Source organism: Halomonas getboli (assembly GCF_023094245.1).
Lineage (GTDB): Bacteria > Pseudomonadota > Gammaproteobacteria > Pseudomonadales > Halomonadaceae > Halomonas > Halomonas getboli.
The window spans coordinates 73,289-89,514 of the sequence record NZ_JALMEW010000007.1; the positions used below are offsets into that span (position 1 = coordinate 73,289).

At 71.3% G+C, this 16,226-nt stretch carries 20 protein-coding genes and 1 riboswitch; of the genes, 4 read left to right on the plus strand and 16 right to left on the minus strand.

What is annotated here, in order from left to right:
* The first annotated feature begins 96 nt into the window (after positions 1 to 96).
* From MYL53_RS14305 to MYL53_RS14315, 3 genes are all read left to right on the plus strand, one after another.
* A complete protein-coding gene (locus MYL53_RS14305) occupies positions 97 to 972 on the plus strand; it encodes a DMT family transporter (RefSeq protein WP_247854621.1) in 876 nt (291 codons plus the stop codon).
* Positions 973 to 1,070: 98 nt separating this feature from the next.
* Positions 1,071 to 1,355 (plus strand): PepSY domain-containing protein, encoded by a 285-nt coding sequence (locus tag MYL53_RS14310; RefSeq protein WP_247854622.1) that lies wholly within the window; start codon positions 1,071 to 1,073, stop codon positions 1,353 to 1,355.
* A gap of 16 nt (positions 1,356 to 1,371) precedes the next feature.
* Positions 1,372 to 1,953, plus strand: coding sequence for a cytochrome b/b6 domain-containing protein (locus MYL53_RS14315; protein WP_247854623.1), 582 nt, complete (start codon positions 1,372 to 1,374; stop codon positions 1,951 to 1,953).
* Between the two features lie 65 nt (positions 1,954 to 2,018).
* Here the strand turns inward: MYL53_RS14315 and thiE are convergent, their stop codons facing one another.
* The 16 genes from thiE to MYL53_RS14400 all read right to left on the minus strand — a co-directional run bounded on the left by thiE (position 2,019) and on the right by MYL53_RS14400 (position 15,379).
* On the minus strand, positions 2,019 to 2,639 hold the full coding sequence (gene thiE, locus MYL53_RS14320) for a thiamine phosphate synthase (RefSeq protein WP_247854624.1): 621 nt from the start codon (positions 2,637 to 2,639) through the stop codon (positions 2,019 to 2,021).
* On the minus strand, positions 2,629 to 3,441 hold the full coding sequence (gene thiM, locus MYL53_RS14325) for a hydroxyethylthiazole kinase (protein ID WP_247854625.1): 813 nt from the start codon (positions 3,439 to 3,441) through the stop codon (positions 2,629 to 2,631). The genes thiE and thiM overlap by 11 nt, the downstream gene beginning before the upstream one ends.
* Positions 3,442 to 3,473: 32 nt before the next feature.
* A riboswitch (TPP riboswitch) is annotated at positions 3,474 to 3,576 on the minus strand.
* Between the two features lie 175 nt (positions 3,577 to 3,751).
* Entirely contained in the window at positions 3,752 to 4,042 is a 291-nt protein-coding gene (locus MYL53_RS14330; RefSeq protein WP_247854626.1) for a hypothetical protein, read from the minus strand.
* A gap of 110 nt (positions 4,043 to 4,152) precedes the next feature.
* Positions 4,153 to 5,523 (minus strand): ATP-binding protein, encoded by a 1,371-nt coding sequence (locus tag MYL53_RS14335; protein ID WP_247854627.1) that lies wholly within the window; start codon positions 5,521 to 5,523, stop codon positions 4,153 to 4,155.
* A complete protein-coding gene (locus tag MYL53_RS14340; RefSeq protein ID WP_247854628.1) occupies positions 5,520 to 6,215 on the minus strand; it encodes a response regulator transcription factor in 696 nt (231 codons plus the stop codon). The genes MYL53_RS14335 and MYL53_RS14340 overlap by 4 nt, the downstream gene beginning before the upstream one ends.
* Positions 6,216 to 6,227: 12 nt before the next feature.
* Positions 6,228 to 6,890: a tetratricopeptide repeat protein gene (locus tag MYL53_RS14345; RefSeq protein ID WP_247854629.1), complete on the minus strand. Its 663-nt coding sequence runs from the start codon at positions 6,888 to 6,890 to the stop codon at positions 6,228 to 6,230.
* Positions 6,887 to 7,717, minus strand: a complete 831-nt coding sequence (locus MYL53_RS14350; protein ID WP_247854630.1) for an SDR family oxidoreductase — start codon at positions 7,715 to 7,717, stop codon at positions 6,887 to 6,889. Before MYL53_RS14350 ends, MYL53_RS14345 begins: the two co-directional genes overlap by 4 nt.
* Positions 7,704 to 9,863 (minus strand): AMP-binding protein, encoded by a 2,160-nt coding sequence (locus tag MYL53_RS17345; RefSeq protein ID WP_345740383.1) that lies wholly within the window; start codon positions 9,861 to 9,863, stop codon positions 7,704 to 7,706. The genes MYL53_RS14350 and MYL53_RS17345 overlap by 14 nt, the downstream gene beginning before the upstream one ends.
* Positions 9,847 to 10,482: a thermostable hemolysin gene (locus tag MYL53_RS14365; protein ID WP_247854631.1), complete on the minus strand. Its 636-nt coding sequence runs from the start codon at positions 10,480 to 10,482 to the stop codon at positions 9,847 to 9,849. Before MYL53_RS14365 ends, MYL53_RS17345 begins: the two co-directional genes overlap by 17 nt.
* A 180-nt stretch (positions 10,483 to 10,662) precedes the next feature.
* A complete protein-coding gene (locus MYL53_RS14370) occupies positions 10,663 to 10,962 on the minus strand; it encodes a DsrE family protein (RefSeq protein WP_247854632.1) in 300 nt (99 codons plus the stop codon).
* 15 nt (positions 10,963 to 10,977) lie between these two features.
* Positions 10,978 to 11,751 (minus strand): ABC transporter ATP-binding protein, encoded by a 774-nt coding sequence (locus MYL53_RS14375; RefSeq protein WP_247854633.1) that lies wholly within the window; start codon positions 11,749 to 11,751, stop codon positions 10,978 to 10,980.
* Entirely contained in the window at positions 11,748 to 12,500 is a 753-nt protein-coding gene (locus MYL53_RS14380; RefSeq protein ID WP_247854634.1) for an ABC transporter permease, read from the minus strand. Before MYL53_RS14380 ends, MYL53_RS14375 begins: the two co-directional genes overlap by 4 nt.
* Positions 12,497 to 13,537: an ABC transporter substrate-binding protein gene (locus MYL53_RS14385; protein ID WP_247854635.1), complete on the minus strand. Its 1,041-nt coding sequence runs from the start codon at positions 13,535 to 13,537 to the stop codon at positions 12,497 to 12,499. The genes MYL53_RS14380 and MYL53_RS14385 overlap by 4 nt, the downstream gene beginning before the upstream one ends.
* A 204-nt stretch (positions 13,538 to 13,741) precedes the next feature.
* Positions 13,742 to 14,377, minus strand: a complete 636-nt coding sequence (locus MYL53_RS14390; protein WP_247854636.1) for a peroxiredoxin — start codon at positions 14,375 to 14,377, stop codon at positions 13,742 to 13,744.
* Positions 14,378 to 14,449: 72 nt separating this feature from the next.
* Positions 14,450 to 14,968: a C40 family peptidase gene (locus MYL53_RS14395; protein WP_247854637.1), complete on the minus strand. Its 519-nt coding sequence runs from the start codon at positions 14,966 to 14,968 to the stop codon at positions 14,450 to 14,452.
* Between the two features lie 66 nt (positions 14,969 to 15,034).
* On the minus strand, positions 15,035 to 15,379 hold the full coding sequence (locus MYL53_RS14400) for a hypothetical protein (protein ID WP_247854638.1): 345 nt from the start codon (positions 15,377 to 15,379) through the stop codon (positions 15,035 to 15,037).
* A gap of 298 nt (positions 15,380 to 15,677) precedes the next feature.
* Between MYL53_RS14400 and gloA the strand changes: the two genes are divergently transcribed.
* Positions 15,678 to 16,211, plus strand: coding sequence for a lactoylglutathione lyase (gene gloA / locus MYL53_RS14405; protein ID WP_247854639.1), 534 nt, complete (start codon positions 15,678 to 15,680; stop codon positions 16,209 to 16,211).
* Positions 16,212 to 16,226 lie beyond the last annotated feature (15 nt).

Sequence of the window (16,226 nt, forward strand, 5' to 3'; positions counted from 1 at the left end):
TAGCGGTGCGAATCGCCTAGCGTAGCACCATCACCCCGTCGGCCCTCGCCGGCGGGGTGGTTTTTTCTCCACTCCTCACGCGCAGGGAGGCGCCGTATGACATCCTCGTTGAAGGGCATTCTGTACATGTGCGGCGGCGTGCTGTGCCTGGCCCTGGGCGATGCCGTGACCAAGTGGCTGGGCGCGGTGCATTCGCCGCTGCAGATCATCTTCTTCCGCACCCTGGTGTCGTTGCCGCTGATCGTGCTGATCGCGCGCTTCAACGGCGGACTGCGCACCCTGGCCACGCGCCGCCCGGGCGTGCACCTGCTGCGCGGCCTGATCTTCACCGCCACCATGATCACCTTCATGTGGGGGCTGGTGCTGCTGCCGCTGGCCACCGCCACGGCGATCGCCTTCGCCGCGCCGCTGTTCGTGACGCTGCTGTCGGTGCCGCTGCTCGGCGAGCGGGTCGAGCGCCCGACCTGGCTGGCCACGCTGCTGGGCTTCGTCGGGGTGCTGGTGGTGGTGCGGCCCGGGGCCGCCGGCTTCCAGCCCGCCATGCTGGTGGTGGTCGCGGCGGCGCTGTTCTATGCCCTGACCATGATCACGGCGCGCCGCTATGGCGAGGGAGAGCACCTCTGGGCCATGGTCTTCGCCACCACCCTGGTGCCCTGCCTGGCCAGCTCCGTGACCCTGCCCTGGGTGTGGCAGACGCCGGCCCCGATCCACTGGCTGGGGTTCCTGGCCGCCGGCGTGCTCGGCGTCGGCGCCATGGTCGGGCTGACCCAGGCCTTCCGTCATGCGCCGGCAGCCATCGCCGCGCCCTTCGACTACACGGCGCTGCTGTGGGCGACGCTGCTGGGTTGGGGCTTCTGGGGCGAGATGCCGGATCCCTGGGTATTCGCCGGCGGCAGCCTGATCATCGTCAGCGGCCTGGCCATCGCCTATCAGGAGCGTCGCGTCAGCCTGAATCGCCGCGCGAATATTTGATGCCCGTATCGTTCGCGATAAGTCGTGCTTAAGTTGCATCGGCCAGACTCGGGATTGGCGACACGTCGTCGCCACCCAACGTTACGGGAGATTCCGCCATGCAGAAGACGAGTATCGTGAAGGGTGCCCTGGCCCTGGGCCTGTTGCTGACCGCCGCCTCGGCGCTGGCCAGCCCTACCTGCAGCGAGGCGCCGCAGAGCGACTGGCTGCCGGCCGACGAGATGCGCGCGCGCATCACCGACATGGGCTACGAGATCAAGACGTTCCAGACCACCGACGGTGGCTGCTACGAGATCTACGGCTGGGACGACCAGAAGCACCGCGTCGAGATCTACTTCGATCCGGTCAGCGGCGATATCGTCAAGCAGGAAGTCGACGACTGAGCCCGGGAGGCGCGCCATGACGACATCTTCGCAGCGGGACCGGGTGCGGGTCTGGGACCCTCTGGTCCGCGTATTCCACTGGCTGCTGGTGGCCGGTTTCACGGCCAACTACCTGCTGAACGAGGCGGGCGGCGACTGGCATATCTGGATCGGCTACAGCCTGATGGCGCTGATCGGCCTGCGACTGCTGTGGGGCTTCGTCGGCCCCTGGTCGGCGCGTTGGAGCAGCTTCTGGCCGACGCCCTCGCGGCTGCGCGCCTATCGCGCCGGGGCGTCGGTGCATCGTGCCGAGCCCGCGCCGGCCGAGGAGCGCCCGCGCATCACCCATACGCCGCTGGGGGCGCTGATGATGCTGACCCTGCTGGCGCTGATGGTGGGGCTCGGCGTGACCGGCTACATGATGGAAGACACGGTGCGCTTCTGGGGCGTGGAGTGGGTCAAGACGCTGCACGAGACCATGGCCAACGCCATCGCCGTGCTGGTGCCGCTGCACGTGCTCGGCGCGGTGCTCGAGAGCCGCAGGCGGCGCGACAACCTGGTGGCCGGCATGATCCACGGCTATCATCGCCTGCCCGAGCGGGAGCCGCCCTCGTCCTGAGGTCGCCGCCGCTCCCTGTCACGGCCCCGTGCGATCGCACGGGGCCGTTTTCGTCGGGCGTCTGCTCAGCCGCGGAAGCGGGGAAAGGCGCGGGCTGCGGCTTCCGGGTCCGGAGTGCCGCAGATCGCCGAGACCACCGCCAGGCCGTCGGCGCCGGCGCGGCGCACCGCCTCGACGTGCTCGACCTTGAGCCCGCCGATCGCCACCGTGGGCAGCGGGCTGGCGGCGGCCAGCGCGGCCAGGCCGTCGACGCCCAGCGGTGCGGCGTGATCGTGCTTGGTGGGCGTGGCGAACACCGGGCCGAGGCCCAGGTAGTCGAGGCGCTCGGCGTCCAGCCGCGCCAGCTGCTCGCGGGTCTGCACCGAGAGGCCGAGGATGGCGTCCGGACCCAGCGCGGCCCGGGCGTCGGCGGCCTCGCCGTCGTCCTGGCCGATGTGCAGGCCGTCGGCGTGGCTGGCCAGCGCGACCTCGAGGCGGTCGTTGATGATCAGCGGCACGCCGCTGCCCGCCAGAGCGGTCTTCAGGCGCCGGGCCAGCGGGACCAGTTCGGCGTCGCTGGCGTGCTTGTCGCGCAGCTGCACGACGCTGACGCCGCCGCGCACCGCGGCCAGCACGGTCTGCTCGACGCCGTGGGCGGCGCAAAGCTCGGGGTCGGTGACCAGGTAGAGAGAGAGATCAAGGCGCATCGGTGAGCTCCAGGCGGTCGGCGAGGGGAATCGTGAGACGGGCGGGGTCGAGGCCGTAGAGCGCATCGAGGAAGGCCACGGCGAAGCTGCCGGGGCCGGCAGCGGACTCGGCGGCGACTTCCCCGGCCGCGGCGTAGGCGGCCAGCGCCGCCACCGTGGCCGCGAACGGGTCCTCGGCGCCGGACAGGAAGGCACCGACCACGCCGCTCAGCGCGCAGCCCATGGTGGTGACGCGGGGCATCAGCGCGTGGCCGCCGGCGACCCGCGCCAGGCGGCGACCGTCGGTGACCAGATCGACCTCGCCGGTGACCGCCACCACGGCGCCGCTGCCGCGGGCCAGCGCCACGGCGGCGCGCTCCGCGCTGTCGGCGCTGTCGGTGCTGTCCACGCCGCGTCCACCGCCGCCCTGATCGGCCAGCGCCAGGATCTCCGAGGCGTTGCCGCGGATCGCGGTCGGCCCCAGCGCCAGCAGGCGGGCACCGGCCTCGCGACGAAAGCGGGTGGCGCCCACCGCCACCGGGTCGAGCACCCAGGGCGTGCCGGCGTCGTTGGCGGCGCGGGCGGCGTCGTCCATGGCGTCGAGCCAGTGCGGCGAGAGGGTGCCGATGTTCACGGTCAGGGCGGCGGCCAGACTGGCGAACTCGGCGGCCTCCTCGCGGGCGTGGACCATGGCGGGCGAGGCGCCCAGCGCCAGCAGCACGTTGGCCATGAAGTTCATCGCCACGTGGTTGGTGATGTTGTGAACCAGCGGGGTGGTGCGGCGCACGCGCGCCAGATGCGGCGCGGGATCGAGGGAATGCATCGGGCCTCCTGGCGACGGGAGGCGCGGCCGCGGAGGAAGCCGGCACGACTCCCTCCGCCGGCATTATCCGGGTCAGGTGGTGAGGGTGCGTCTCAGCCGCGGCGAGTCATCGCCCTGGCGCCCCTGTCGTCGGGCCTCACTATCGCCCTTCGCCCGAGGCATGTAAAGCCGGGACTCGGGGCTCCCGGAGTGGGACGGGTGAGGAGAGAGTGAGGAGTGAGGGGCGCCGGGGAAACGTTCACGGCGCCCCTCGAGGCCTGCACCCGGAACAGTCCCGTGGGGCGGGGGGGAACCGGCAGGCCCGACTAGGTCAGGCGGCCAGCTGGAGCACGAGCAGGGTCAGCAGGCTGGCCTGGGAGGCGGCCTGGAGATCGGCCGTCATGCCGCTGCCATCCTCCTCGGATTCGAGTTTCGCCTCCGTGTTCAGGGAGCGCAGCAGCACTGCGCCGCCGGCGGCCAGGGCGATCAGCGCCAGCGGCAGGCTGCCCACGCCCCAGGCGGCCACCAGCCAGCCGGCGGCGAGCAGCAGCGCGCCACCGAAGGCCAGCCACAGCGGACGGCGCAGGGAGGCGTCGAGGGATGTCGGAGAAAGGGCAGTCATGGCGGTGCCTCCTGGCGGGATTGTCGTTGTCCGAGCGATCACACCACAGTAGTCGCGTTGGCTTAAAGTCGACTTAAGCCACAATAGGGATCGGACATGACGACGCCGTGTCAGGGCCGGGGCAGCCACACCTGCACCCGCAGGCCGCCGCCCGGCGCGTCGTCCAGCGTCAGCCGGCCGCCGTGGCGCTGTACCAGGCGGTCCACGATGGACAGCCCCAGGCCGGCGCCGGCTCCCGAGCCGCCGCGGTGGAAGCGGGCCAGCGCCTGCTGGCGGTGCGCCTCGGGAATGCCGGGGCCGCTGTCGTCCACCTGCAGCCTCAGGGCCTGCGCCTCCGCGCTGAGGGCGACGTCGATGCGGCTGCCGGCGGGGGAGTGGCGGATGGCGTTGCCGACCAGGTTCTGCATCAGGGTGGCCACCGCCCCGGGCTCGGTGCGCAGCCGCCAGTCGGCGCCGTCGTCGGCCTCCAGATGCAGGCTCTGGCGGTGGTCGGTGGCCAGCGGCATCAGCTCGGCCAGCGACTCGCGCACCTCGTGCAGCAGGTCGATGCGCTGGTCCGGCGCGCTTTCCTGTTCCGGGTCCAGGCGCGCCAGGGTCAGCAGCTGGCCGACCACCCGGGTGGTGCGCGCCAGGCCGTCGCGCAGCAGGGTCAGCGCCTCGCGGCGATCCTCCGGGTCCTCGGCGGCCAGGGCGTTCTGGGCGTGGAGGTCGAGCACCGTCAGCGGCGTGCGCAGCTCGTGGGCGGCGTCGGCGATGAAGCGTTTCTCGCGGCTGCGCAGCCGGCGAATCCGCGCCAGCAGGCCGTTGAGGGCGCCGACGATGGTGGCCAGCTCGCGGGGCAGCGGGTCGTCGGGCAGGGGATTCAGCCGCTGGGGGTCGCGGGCCTCGATCTGGGTGGCCAGCCGCGACAGCGGCCGCAGGCCCCAGCCGATCGCCCACCACAGCAGCGCCGCCAGCGCCGGCAAGCCCAGCAGGTCGGGCACCAGGGTGCGCAGGGCGATGCCGGTGACCAGCTCGCCGCGCACGTCGCCGCGCTCGCCGACCAGCACCCGCAGGTCGCCGTCGCCGCCGAGGGCGAACACGCGCCATTCGTGGCCGTCCAGCGTCTCGTCGCCGTAGCCGGCCCGGCGGTCGGTGAAGGGCTCGGCCGGCGCGCCGGCCGAGCGCAGCAGCAGCCGATCGCCGCGCCAGGCCTGGAAGGCCACCTTGCCCTCGTAGCGATGGCCGTCATCGGGCGAGAGGCCGGGGGCGTCGCGGCGCAGGGCGCCGTCGAGGCTCGCCAGCAGGGCGTCGCGCCGGGCCTCGGGCAGCGGTGCGTGCACCAGACCCTCCAGCAGCCGGGCGTGCTGGGCCAGGCGAGCGTCGAACAGCGCTTCTACCTCGTGGGCGGCGTCGCGGTAGCTGGTCACGCCGATCGCCAGCATGCACAGCGCGACCACGGCCAGCACGAGGCCCAGGGTGCGGCGGCGGATCGAGCTCATGCGTGCTTGTTCTCGGGCGTCTCGTCGGCCGGCGCCTTGTCCATGATGTAGCCGATGCCGCGCAGGGTGCGGATCAGCTCCGGCGCCAGCTTCTTGCGCAGATGGTGAACGTGGACCTCGATGGCGTTGCTCTCGACGTCCTCGTCCCAGCCGTAGAGCAGGCGGGTCAGGGTATCGCGGGTGAAGGCGTGGCCCGGATGGCTGAGGAATTCCTGCAGCAGGGTGAACTCGCGGCGCGACAGCGACACCGGCTCGCCCTGGTAGGTGACGCGGCGGTTCTCCGGGTCGAGCACCACCCCGCGATGGCGCAGCTCGCTGCTGGCGAGCCCCTGGCTGCGGCGCAGCAGGGCGCGCAGGCGGGCCTTGAGCTCGTCGACCTCGAAGGGCTTGACCAGGTAGTCGTCGGCGCCGGCGTCCAGGCCCTGGATGCGCTCCTCGATGCCGTCGCGGGCGGTCAGCACCAGCACCGGCACCCGGTTGCCGACACGCCGCAGCCGCTCGAGCAGGTCGATGCCGTCGAGTCGCGGCAGGCCCAGGTCGAGAATGACGGCATCGAAGGGTTCCTCGTCGCGCAGGGCGTTGAGGGCGTCGATGCCGTCGTCGAGGATGTCGACGGTGTAGTGCTCGGGTTTCAGCGCCAGGCGAATGCCCGACGCCAGGCTGGGATCGTCCTCCACCAGCAGTATGCGCATGGGCGTTCCTTGTCAGTGGTCGAGCTGCTCGAGCAGGGCTCGCACCTCCTGGCGGCGTCCGGCGTCGGCGCGCTCCCGGCCGGGGCGCGGCGCGGCCTCGAGAGCGTGGCGCAAGGCCCGACGGGCCTCCTGGTCGCGACCCTGCTGGTGCAGATAGTCGCCCCAGAAGTACAGGCTGTCGAGTCCGTCGGGCGAGATCGACAGTCCACGCTGGAGATAGCGCTCGGCCTTGTCGTCGTCGCCGAAGGACACCGGCCAGCCCGGCACCTGGTAGTAGAGCGCGCCGAGGCTGGTATAGGCGGCGCCGTCGAGGGCCATCGGATCCAGCGACAGCGCGGTCTCGAGCTCCTCGCGGGCCTGCTTGACCAGACTCAGCGCCGAGAGCCCGCCGCTGGCGCCGGCCTGGGTGGAGCGCACGATGCCGGCCCAGGTGTGCAGCTCGGCGGCCTCCGGATGGGCGGCCACCGCCTGCTCGGCGCGGTCGGCCAGCGCGGCGTAGGCGTCTTCCTGCTGGTTCTCGGGCAGCTCGTAGCGAATCTCGGCCCAGCGCGACTGCAGCCCGTCTACGGCGTCGGCGACCTCGGGCGTCATGGCCAGGGCGGCGGCGGGAACGGCGGTCAGCGCGGCCAGCGTCGAGACGGCCGCGAACGTCAGCGAAACGAGGCGTCGGGTCATGGCGTGTGTCCCCTGGGCGGCGCGATGAAGCGGCGGATGGTCGGCAGTTGGCGGCGGAGTGCGCGGTCGATCAGCCCCGGCCACAGGGCGTTGAGCCGCGCGAAGATCGGCTCGGCGCCGCCCAGGCGTGTCTCCTTGCGGCCGCGTTCGATGGCGCGACGGATCTGGACGGCCACCGTTTCCGGGGCGTCCATGGTGTTGCCCAGCGCCCGGTTCATCTCCTCCATGGCCGGGGCGTTCATGGCGGTGCGGGTGGCCCGCGGAGCGATGTAGTGTACGGCGATCGGCGAATCCGCCAGCTCGCGGCGCAGCGCCTGGGTGAAGCCGTAGAGCGCGAACTTGGTGGCGCAGTAGGCGGCCTGGCCGGGATAGCCGATATGGCCGAAGGCCGAGCCGACGTTGACGATCAGGCCCTGCTCGGCGCGGCACAGCTGCGGCAGCATGGCGCGGGTCAGCTGCAGGGTCGCGGTCAGGTTGATGGCCACCAGCTGCTCGATGGCCTCGTCGTCGGTGTGCTTGAACAGTTCGGCGCGGTTGGCGCCGGCGGCATTGAGCAGCATGGTGCAATGCAGCCGCTCGGCGACGGCCACCAGCCGGGCGCGATCCTCGGCGCGGGTGAGGTCGGCGGGCTGAGCCGTGACCTGGCCGGGGTGCCGGCGGCACAGCTGCTCCAGGGTCTCGGCGTCGCGGCCGGTGACCAGCAGCTGGGCGCCGGCGGCGGCGAGCTCGTCGACCAGGGCCTGGCCGATGCCGCCGCTGGCGCCGGTGATCAGCACCCGCTGGCCGGGCCAGCCCTCGGCGAGATAGTGCGGCTCAAACCAGCGCATCGGTGAGCTCCTGGGCGGCCGTGCCCCCCGTGCAGCGGGCGGTGACGCCCCGGAACATGGCGCCGTAGAGGCGATAGACCATGCGCGCGGCCTCGATCACCGCGTTCAGGTCGTCCTCCTCCAGGCGGTCGATCAGCTTCTCGAAGAAGGCCAGGTGGCCGACGTCGAGGCTGCCGTGGGAGCTCAGGTAGCGTACGGCATCGTCGGGCAGCTCGAGGCTGGCCTGGAGCTGCTCGGCGGCGCGGGTGGCCACCGCGGTGCTGGTGCCCTCGAGCACCTGGACCATGCCGAAGAAGGCCACCGGGTTGCCGTGCTCGATCTGGTCGCGCACGTAGGCCACCATCAGCGTCGTGGCCGGATCGGGCGTGGCGGCGGCTGCGGCCTCGGGGTCGCCGCCGGCGGCGCGGATGTCGTCGAGGATCCACTGCTCGTGGCCATATTCCTCCTCGATGTACTCCACCAGGGCACCGCGCAGCCAGCCCAGCCGGTCGGGCAGGCGGGCGCCGCAGGCCATCATCAGCGGCACCGTGAAGCGCACGTGGTGGTAGGCCTGGCCGAGGAAGGCCAGGTACTCCTCGCGCCCGACCTCGCCTTGCATGGCGCGGGTCATCATGGGCGTGTCGAGCAGCCACTCGCGTTCGCTGCGGGTGGCGTCCTGAAGGCGTTGATAGGCACTCATGGGGTCACTCCTCGTCGGTCGTGATGCGTCGTCCGGGCTGGAGAGGGTCAGCCAGTCACGGTGGGCGGCCAGGATGGCCTCGCGGCGCAGGCGGCCGTTGGCCGTCAGCTGGTCGTTGTGCGGGGTGAAGGGGGCGCTGCGGCGCCATTCGCCAACCCGGGCGTAGTCCGGCAGGCTGGCGTTGGCGGCGGCGATCTCGGCGTCGATGAAGTCGTCGGAGAGCCCCGCGGCCGTGGGCACGATCAGCGCCCGGTTATGGGGCAGGGCCTCGCCGTGGACCATGGCCTGGGCGATGCCCGGGCGGGTGGCGAGCACGCCCTCCACCCACTGGGGGTCGACGTTGCGGCCGTAGGCGGTGATGAAGACCTCGCGGCGGCGACCCTCCAGCACCAGGGCGTCGCCCTCCCAGCGGCCCAGGTCGCCGGTGGCGTGCCAGCCGGCGACCGGCGGCTCGCCCAGATAGCCGAGCATGGTGGCGCCGGCCACCTCGACCTCGCCGTCGTCGCTAAGCCGCACCCGGGCGTGGGGCAGCGGGCGGCCGACGCCGTGGGGCGCCTCGCCGGGCCGGTTGAGGCATACCACCGAGGCGCACTCGGAGAGGCCGTAGCCCTCCGCCACCGGCCAGCCGGCGGCCAGGGCGCGCTCGAGCAGCGGCGCGGCGACCCGGGCGCCGCCCACCGCCACCAGGCGCAGCCCTTCAGGCGCGCGGGGGGCGGCGTCCACCAGCGCCTGGAGCTGCTGGGGCACCAGGATCAGGCTGTGCGGCCGGTAGCGCTCGATGGCCGCCAGCGCGGCCTCGGCGTCGAAGCCGCTGGCGCCCTGCCAGCCGAGCTCGGCGGCGCCGGGCAGCGCCACGCCGGCGCCGAGCCACAGCGGCAGGTAGAGCCCGCCGAGGTTCTCGAGCAGGGTGGCCAGCGGCAGCATCGCCAGGTGGCGTTCGATATGGGCCGGGGCGACCGCCTCGGCGAGGCTCATCGCCACCGCCAGCACCGCCTCGGTGTCCAGGCACACGCCCTTGGGGGCGGCGCTGGTGCCGGAGGTGAAGGTGATGCGGGTGGTGCCAGGGTGCAGCGCCGGCGGTTCGGTCACCGCGCGGGTGGCTATGCCGTCGGGTCCGGGCGTGGCGAAGCCCAGCGCCTCGCCGCCGGAGCCGATCCAGGCATCGAGGCCGGCCCGCTCGACCAGGTGACGACGCTGGGCGTCGCCGAAGAAGGCCGGCACCGGCACCGCCACGCGCGAATCGGCCAGCAGCGCCAGGTCCCACAGCGCCCACTCGACGCCGTTGTCCAGCGCCAGGCCCACGCGATTCGCGCCGGCCGCCGCCAGCCGCGCCCGGCGTTCGTCGATGGCGGCGGCCAGTTCGCCGTAGCTCAGGCACTGGGTGCCGTCCCACAGCGCCGTCGCCTCGGGGTCGCGCTCGGCGTGGGCGGCCAGGCGCTCGAGGAAGCGTTCACGCCGGTCGGACATGATCGTCCTCCCGCAGCGCCGAGAGCAGGCCGGCGGTGCGCAGCCGCTCGCGGGCCAGGCGCAGGTCGCCGGCCATCACCCAGGGGTGCTGGTCGTAGTAGTGGCCCCAGGCCTCGCGCTCCTCGCCCAGCCAGGCCGGATCGGCGAGGCGCAGCGGCATCAGCTCGATGCCCAGGCGGCGGATGCCGTTGATCACCGCCGGGATGGCCGTGAACAGCACCCAGTGCAGGCCCTCGCCCGCGAGCTGGTCGATCAGATAGGGAAACAGCACTCGCTGCAGGCCACGGCGGGTGCTCACCAGATTGCCGATCTCGGCGATATGGCCGCGGGCGATCGGCGTGCCCAGGGCCTGGGTCATGCAGGCCTCGGCGGGCGCCTCGAGGTAGCCCTCCTGGAACAGCCGTCCCTCGTCGGCGCGCCGCACGCCTACCGCGGCCACGGGGTGCTCCTGCTGCCACAGGCCGAACAGGCGCGGCAGATACTGGGAGATACGGGCGTCATGCTGAGTGGCGAAGCAGTGGCTGACCAGCTGTTCCAGCTGGCGGCGTTCCGACCAGTGGCGGGCTTCGCGCCATTCGATCGGCGGTTCGGCGGTGGAGCGTGTGGCGGTCAAGGACATCGGGGTGTCTCCGTGACGATTCCCCGACAGTGTGAGATGTGCAACTTAACCGGCGCTTAATTTGGCGAATTTGTTGAGAGGGAGGGGCGAGGGGAAAGGAGTAAGGGGGAAGGGGTGAGGTGCGAGGGGCGGAGAGTGAGGAGTGAGGAGAACGCCGGCCCGAGGGCCGGCGCCGCTGCTTCAGGCGCGGATATAGGCCCAGCCGTCCATTTGCAGTTCCGCCAGGGTGACCACGGCGGCGTCGACCTCGGCGATGCCGTCGGGATTCTCGAGCCCCTGGGCCTTCAGCGAGTTGCGGCACAGCCGCAGCCGCTCGTCGGTGGCGTCGGGTTCGGCCAGGGCGGCGGCCACGGCGGCGCCGTTGGCGACGATCAGCACTTCGGCCTCGGGGCGCGCGTTCAGCAGGTTGCGGGCGTTGCGCCGGGCCCTGGCCAGGCCATCGGCGGTGGGGGCGTGGAGCAGGACGCGCAGGTCGCTCATCGGGCGTTTCCTCGTTCAGTGCTCGCCGATGGCGGCCTCGACGGCCTGCACGTTGTCGGCGAAGTCGGGATGGTCGCGGCGCTCGGTGGCCGGCAGCGTGATCTCGTGGCGCGCCACCACGCCGGCCGGGCGGTCAGGCACCTGGCGGCCGAGCACTATCACCTGGTCGGCCAGCAGCACGGCCTCCTCGATGTCGTGGGTGACGAAGACGATCGCCGCCTCGGTGCGCTGGCGCAGGTCGATCAGCTCCTGCTGCAGGCGCCGGCGGGTGATGGCGTCGAGCGCCGAGAAGGGCTCGTCCATGAACAGCACCCGCGGGCGCACCGCCAGGGCGCGGGCGATGCCGACCCGCTGCTGCTGGCCGCCGGACAGCGTATGCGGCCAGCGCTCGGCGTAGTCCTCGAGGCCGACCAGCGCCAGCGGCTCCAGCGCGCGGCGGCGGCGCTCGTCGCGGGACAGCTCGAGCCCCTCGAGGCCCAGCTCCACGTTGGCGCGCACCCGCCGCCAGGGAAACAGCCGCGGGGCCTGGAAGACCATCGACCAGGCGCGGCTGTCGGCGTCGCGGCCGTGGGGGATGCTGACGCTGCCGGCCTGGGGCGTCAGCAGCCCGGTCAGGGCGCGCAGCAGGGTCGACTTGCCGACCCCGGAGGCGCCGACGATGGCGACGAACTCGCGCGGGCGCACGGCCAGGTCGACGCCGTCGAGCACCGTGGTGTCGGAAAAGCCGAGGCGGATGCCGTGGGCGGTCAGCACCGGGGCGGCGTCGAGGTCGTTGGCGTGGGCGCTCATGGCTGCCACCTCAGCAGCCGACGCTGCAGCAGGACGAAGAGGAAGTCGAACAGCGCGTAGAGGCCGGCGATGGTGAGCATGTAGACCACCACGATGTCGGTGGCCAGCAGGCTCGAGGCCTCCATCATGCGCTGGCCGATGCCGGGAATGCCGAACAGCTCGGCGGCCACCACCGTCATCCAGCCCTGGCCGAGGCCGGCGCGCAGGCCGCTGAGGATGCCCGGCGCGGCGGCCGGCAGGCTGACCCGGGTGAGCCGCGACAGGAAGCCGACGTGGCCGAAGGCCCGTGCCACCTCGTCGTAGCCCGGGTCCACCGAGCGCACCGCGCTGTGGCTGGCGAAGTAATTGATCCAGAACACCCCGATGCTGATGATGAACGCCGCCGCCGAGGGGTTGATGCCGAACCAGATGATGGCGAAGGGAATCCACGCCAGCGGCGGGATCGGGCGCAGCAGCCGCGCCAGCCAGGCGTGCACGGCGTTGAAGCGCGGCAGCAGCGCCGCCGCCACGCCCACGGCAATGCCCAAGAGCGAACCGATCAGCACGCCCGCGGCGTAGTGGGAGAGGCTGGCGGTGACCACCTCGAGCCAGATGCCATCGGCGATCTCGGCCCACAGCACGCCGGGGATCACCGACGGCAGCGGCACCAGGCTGCCGGGCAGCAGGCCGCTGCGCAGCGCCAGCTCCCACAGCGCGAGGAAGCCGGCCAGGCCGCACAGGCTCAGCAGGGTGCGCTGGGATCGGCTCATGAGTCGTCGTGCTCGGCGACCACGGCGTCATACAGCGAGGTGTCGAACAGTGCGTCCAGGTCCACCGCCTGGCGCAGCGAGCCCTGCTCGAGCTGGAAGTCGTGCATGCGCCGGGTGCCCTCGCGGATGGCGTGCGGGTCGGCGACGTAGTTCGACGACGGCGAGGCCAGGGCCGTTTCGACGGTCTCCAGCGGAATCAGGCGCTTGCCGACGAACTCGCGCACCGACGGGGCGGCGCGCTCGGGATCGTCGGTGAGCATCCGGGTGGCGCGCAGATGGAGTGCCATCAGCGTCCTCATCGCCTCGGGGTGCTCGGCCAGGGTCGACTCGCGCGCCGCCAGCACGGCGCCGGGCTGGCCGGGCAGCATCTCGTCGGCGCGGGCCACCACCCGGGCGCCGTCGTCGCGCTGCTGCACCGTGGTCAGGATCGGCTCGAGGATCGAGGCGGCGTCCACCGCGCCGGCCAGCAGCGCCTGCTGCACGCGGTCGGCGCCCATGGCGACGATGTTCACGGCGTCGGTGCCGATGCCGAGCTGCTCGGTCAGCCAGTAGCGCAGCACGGTGTCCGGCACCGAGCCCTGGGGGAAGGTGGCGATCTTGGGCGGGCGGCCCTCGGCCTCGGTGAAGTCGGCGATGGCCCGGGCGGCGTCTTCGGTGGCGGCGAAGTGCTCGGCCAGCGGGCCGCGGGCGACCACGCCGATCTGCTCGCGGATGCTCGAGGCCAGCACCTTGATCGGCACGCCGTTGGCGCGGGCGACCATGGCCGGGCCGATGCCGAAGTACATGACGTCCAGCTCGCCGGAGGCCAGCGCCTGGACCATGGCCGGGCCGCTGGAGAAGCGGGTCAGCTCCAGGTCGAGGCCGGCGTCGTCGGTCCAGCCCTCGCCTTCCATCACGAACAGCTGGGCGACGGGCAGAATCGGCATGTAGCCGACCTCGAGGGTGGTGTCGTCGGCCTGGGACTGGCCGGCCAGACCCAGGGACAAGCTCAGGGACAGGGCGGCCAGCAGGGCCAGGCGGCGGATGTGTCGGAACATGCGGAGGCCTCTACCGGATGCGTGAAAGAATAATGCTACGCAGCATTAGCTTATTCCATAAGTCTCGTTTAGGACGATTTATTCATACTCATATGTTATTTCGGCACATGCCATTTCGGCACAGCTCGTGCGTATGGGCGGGCGCTGCATCGGTCGGAAACGACGACGCCGGCACTTGGGCCGGCGTCGTCTCGGGACAGCTGCTTACTTGCCGGGCTGCTTGACCAGCCGCAGGTAGGGCTTCTGCTCGTCCCAGCCCTCGGGGAACAGCTTGGCGGCCTCCTCGTTGCTGACCGCGGGCACGATGATGCAGTCGTCACCCGGCTTCCAGTTCACCGGCGTGGCCAGCTTGTGCGAGTCGGTCAGCTGCAGGCTGTCGAGCACGCGCAGGATCTCGTCGAAGTGGCGACCGGTGCTGGCCGGATAGGTCAGCATCAGGCGGATCTTTTTATTCGGATCGATGATGAAGACGCTGCGCACCGTCAGGGTGTCGTTGGCGTTGGGGTGGATCATGTCGTAGAGGTCGCTGACCTTGCGGTCGGCGTCGGCCAGCAGCGGGAAGTTCAGGGCGCAGCCCTGGGTCTCCTGGATGTCGCCGACCCAGGCCTTGTGATCCTCCAGCGGGTCCACCGACAGGCCGATGGCCTTGGTGTTGCGCTTGTCGAACTCCGGCTTGAGCCGCGAGACCTCGCCGAGCTCGGTGGTGCACACCGGGGTGAAGTCCTTGGGGTGGGAGAACAGGATCACCCAGCTGTCGCCGGCCCACTCGTGGAAGTGGATCGGGCCTTCGGTGCTTTCCTGGGTGAAGTCAGGGGCGATATCGCCGAGTCGCAGTGCCATGGTGTCCTCCTGAATCGTGTTTGAAGTGCCATGCGTCGGATCACGAAACCATCGAGAGGCCGGAACGGCCGCTCAGGGCGCCGGCGCGGCGGCGCCCAGAAAATGCTGCTGCCAGTAGCCCAGCGACAGCGAGGTCACGCTGACCTGGCGGCCGCGGCCCGGGGCGTGGATCATCTCGTCGTCGCCCAGGTAGATGCCGACGTGGCTGGCATCGCCGCCGCCTGCGGTGTCGAAGAACAGCAGGTCGCCGGGGCGCGCCTCGTCGATCGACGGCAGGCGTTCGAACTGACGGCGCGAGGTGCGCGGCACGGAGATGCCGGCTCGCGCATAGACCCGCTGTACCAGCCCCGAGCAGTCCAGGCCGCTGGCATCCGTGCCGCCATAGCGATAGGGCGTGCCCAGCGCCTGTCGGGCCTCGGCCAGGATCAGCGCCCGGTCCATCGACAGTCCGCCGGCGTCGCGGGTGGCCAGCTGGGGCCCGGCGCAGCCGGCGAGTGTCAGCATCAGCGCCAGCATCACCAGCGGCATCAGCCGCTCGAGGCGGGCCGCGGCGGCGAGCGCCGGGGCGGTTGAGGCGGAGATCGCTGGCATGGGCATCGGCGTCCGTTTTCCCTCTCGTCGTTCCCAGCCTAGCCGCCTTGCCGGCGGCTGTGAACATCAGCGGAAAGCGATGCGTGTGCCGTGGGTCAGCATCTCGTCCGGGGTCATGGCATGGCCGGGCACGCCGATCATCTCGTCGCCGCACTGGTCCGCCCAGGTCAGCACGCCGTGAGTGAGTCCAAGACCGCCCAGCAGGTCGCGGATCTCGCCGGTGCCGAGGAAGGTGCAGGTCTTGCCCTGCTTGTCGGAAAGGGTGGAGATGCCGTTGGCGTGGTGAAAGCGCACCGTGTAGATGCCGTCCATGGATTCCACCTCGACGATCGGCGAGAAGCCGTGGCCGAGGGCATTGGAAAGTTCCTTGATGGTGATGTGATCCCCGAGGGTCTGGTCGATGGCGGTCATCTCGAGCTCCCGATGGTGGCCGAACGGAGGGCGGCCGAGTGGATGGCGGCAGATGTATAGAAAATGTAGAACCTGGGTCATGCCCTCGCCAGTCAGCGATTGTGCATGGCGAACGATGGCATCGCCCGGCATCGGGATGAGGCGGGCCTCTGGCGTGCATGGCACGCGGTGTATAACCTGTGTATCGAAATGCTTCGGGTCAGACGGCGCGCTCGGGGTGGAAAAGTCGTCGTCCTGCCTCCATACCTGAGGCATCGCGTCAGTCCCGACCCTGCCTGACCTCTGACAAGGAGATTCCATGAGCTTCAAAGGCGAGCAACATCCCGGCGTCAAGACGCCCACCGGCGACAGCGACGGCTTCCGTCTCAATCACACCATGCTGCGGGTCAAGGATCCGGAGGCCGCGCTGGCCTTCTATTCGCGGGTCTTCGGCATGCGCGTGCTGCGCCGCCTCGACTTCGAGGAGATGCAGTTCACGCTCTACTTCCTCGCCAGGCTCGAGGAGGGTGACCAGGTGCCGGAGAACGTCGACGAGCGCACCGTCTGGACCTTCTCCCAGAAGGGGCTGCTGGAGCTGACCCACAACTGGGGCACCGAGGACCAGCCGGACTTCGCCTACCACGACGGCAACGCCGAGCCCCAGGGCTTCGGCCATATCTGCTTCACGGTGCCGGATCTGGAGGCCGCGGTGGCCTGGTTCGACGCCAACGAGGTCACCTTCATCAAGCGCCCCGACCAGGGCAAGATGAAGGACGTGGTGTTCGTCAAGGACGTGGACGGCTACTGGATCGAGGTGGTCGAGGCCGCCAAGATGGTCGGCAAGGGCGACTGACGCCGGCGCCGGATC

Excerpts from the sequence above, each read along its gene's own strand:
- MYL53_RS14305 (WP_247854621.1), top strand. The coding sequence starts at position 97 with ATGACATCCTCGTTGAAGGGCATTCTGTACATGTGCGGCGGCGTGCTG.
- MYL53_RS14310 (WP_247854622.1), top strand. The coding sequence starts at position 1,071 with ATGCAGAAGACGAGTATCGTGAAGGGTGCCCTGGCCCTGGGCCTGTTG.
- MYL53_RS14315 (WP_247854623.1), top strand. The coding sequence starts at position 1,372 with ATGACGACATCTTCGCAGCGGGACCGGGTGCGGGTCTGGGACCCTCTG.
- thiE (WP_247854624.1), bottom strand. The coding sequence starts at position 2,639 with ATGCGCCTTGATCTCTCTCTCTACCTGGTCACCGACCCCGAGCTTTGC.
- thiM (WP_247854625.1), bottom strand. The coding sequence starts at position 3,441 with ATGCATTCCCTCGATCCCGCGCCGCATCTGGCGCGCGTGCGCCGCACC.
- MYL53_RS14330 (WP_247854626.1), bottom strand. The coding sequence starts at position 4,042 with ATGACTGCCCTTTCTCCGACATCCCTCGACGCCTCCCTGCGCCGTCCG.
- MYL53_RS14335 (WP_247854627.1), bottom strand. The coding sequence starts at position 5,523 with ATGAGCTCGATCCGCCGCCGCACCCTGGGCCTCGTGCTGGCCGTGGTC.
- MYL53_RS14340 (WP_247854628.1), bottom strand. The coding sequence starts at position 6,215 with ATGCGCATACTGCTGGTGGAGGACGATCCCAGCCTGGCGTCGGGCATT.
- MYL53_RS14345 (WP_247854629.1), bottom strand. The coding sequence starts at position 6,890 with ATGACCCGACGCCTCGTTTCGCTGACGTTCGCGGCCGTCTCGACGCTG.
- MYL53_RS14350 (WP_247854630.1), bottom strand. The coding sequence starts at position 7,717 with ATGCGCTGGTTTGAGCCGCACTATCTCGCCGAGGGCTGGCCCGGCCAG.
- MYL53_RS17345 (WP_345740383.1), bottom strand. The coding sequence starts at position 9,863 with ATGTCCGACCGGCGTGAACGCTTCCTCGAGCGCCTGGCCGCCCACGCC.
- MYL53_RS14365 (WP_247854631.1), bottom strand. The coding sequence starts at position 10,482 with ATGTCCTTGACCGCCACACGCTCCACCGCCGAACCGCCGATCGAATGG.
- MYL53_RS14370 (WP_247854632.1), bottom strand. The coding sequence starts at position 10,962 with ATGAGCGACCTGCGCGTCCTGCTCCACGCCCCCACCGCCGATGGCCTG.
- MYL53_RS14375 (WP_247854633.1), bottom strand. The coding sequence starts at position 11,751 with ATGAGCGCCCACGCCAACGACCTCGACGCCGCCCCGGTGCTGACCGCC.
- MYL53_RS14380 (WP_247854634.1), bottom strand. The coding sequence starts at position 12,500 with ATGAGCCGATCCCAGCGCACCCTGCTGAGCCTGTGCGGCCTGGCCGGC.
- MYL53_RS14385 (WP_247854635.1), bottom strand. The coding sequence starts at position 13,537 with ATGTTCCGACACATCCGCCGCCTGGCCCTGCTGGCCGCCCTGTCCCTG.
- MYL53_RS14390 (WP_247854636.1), bottom strand. The coding sequence starts at position 14,377 with ATGGCACTGCGACTCGGCGATATCGCCCCTGACTTCACCCAGGAAAGC.
- MYL53_RS14395 (WP_247854637.1), bottom strand. The coding sequence starts at position 14,968 with ATGCCAGCGATCTCCGCCTCAACCGCCCCGGCGCTCGCCGCCGCGGCC.
- MYL53_RS14400 (WP_247854638.1), bottom strand. The coding sequence starts at position 15,379 with ATGACCGCCATCGACCAGACCCTCGGGGATCACATCACCATCAAGGAA.
- gloA (WP_247854639.1), top strand. The coding sequence starts at position 15,678 with ATGAGCTTCAAAGGCGAGCAACATCCCGGCGTCAAGACGCCCACCGGC.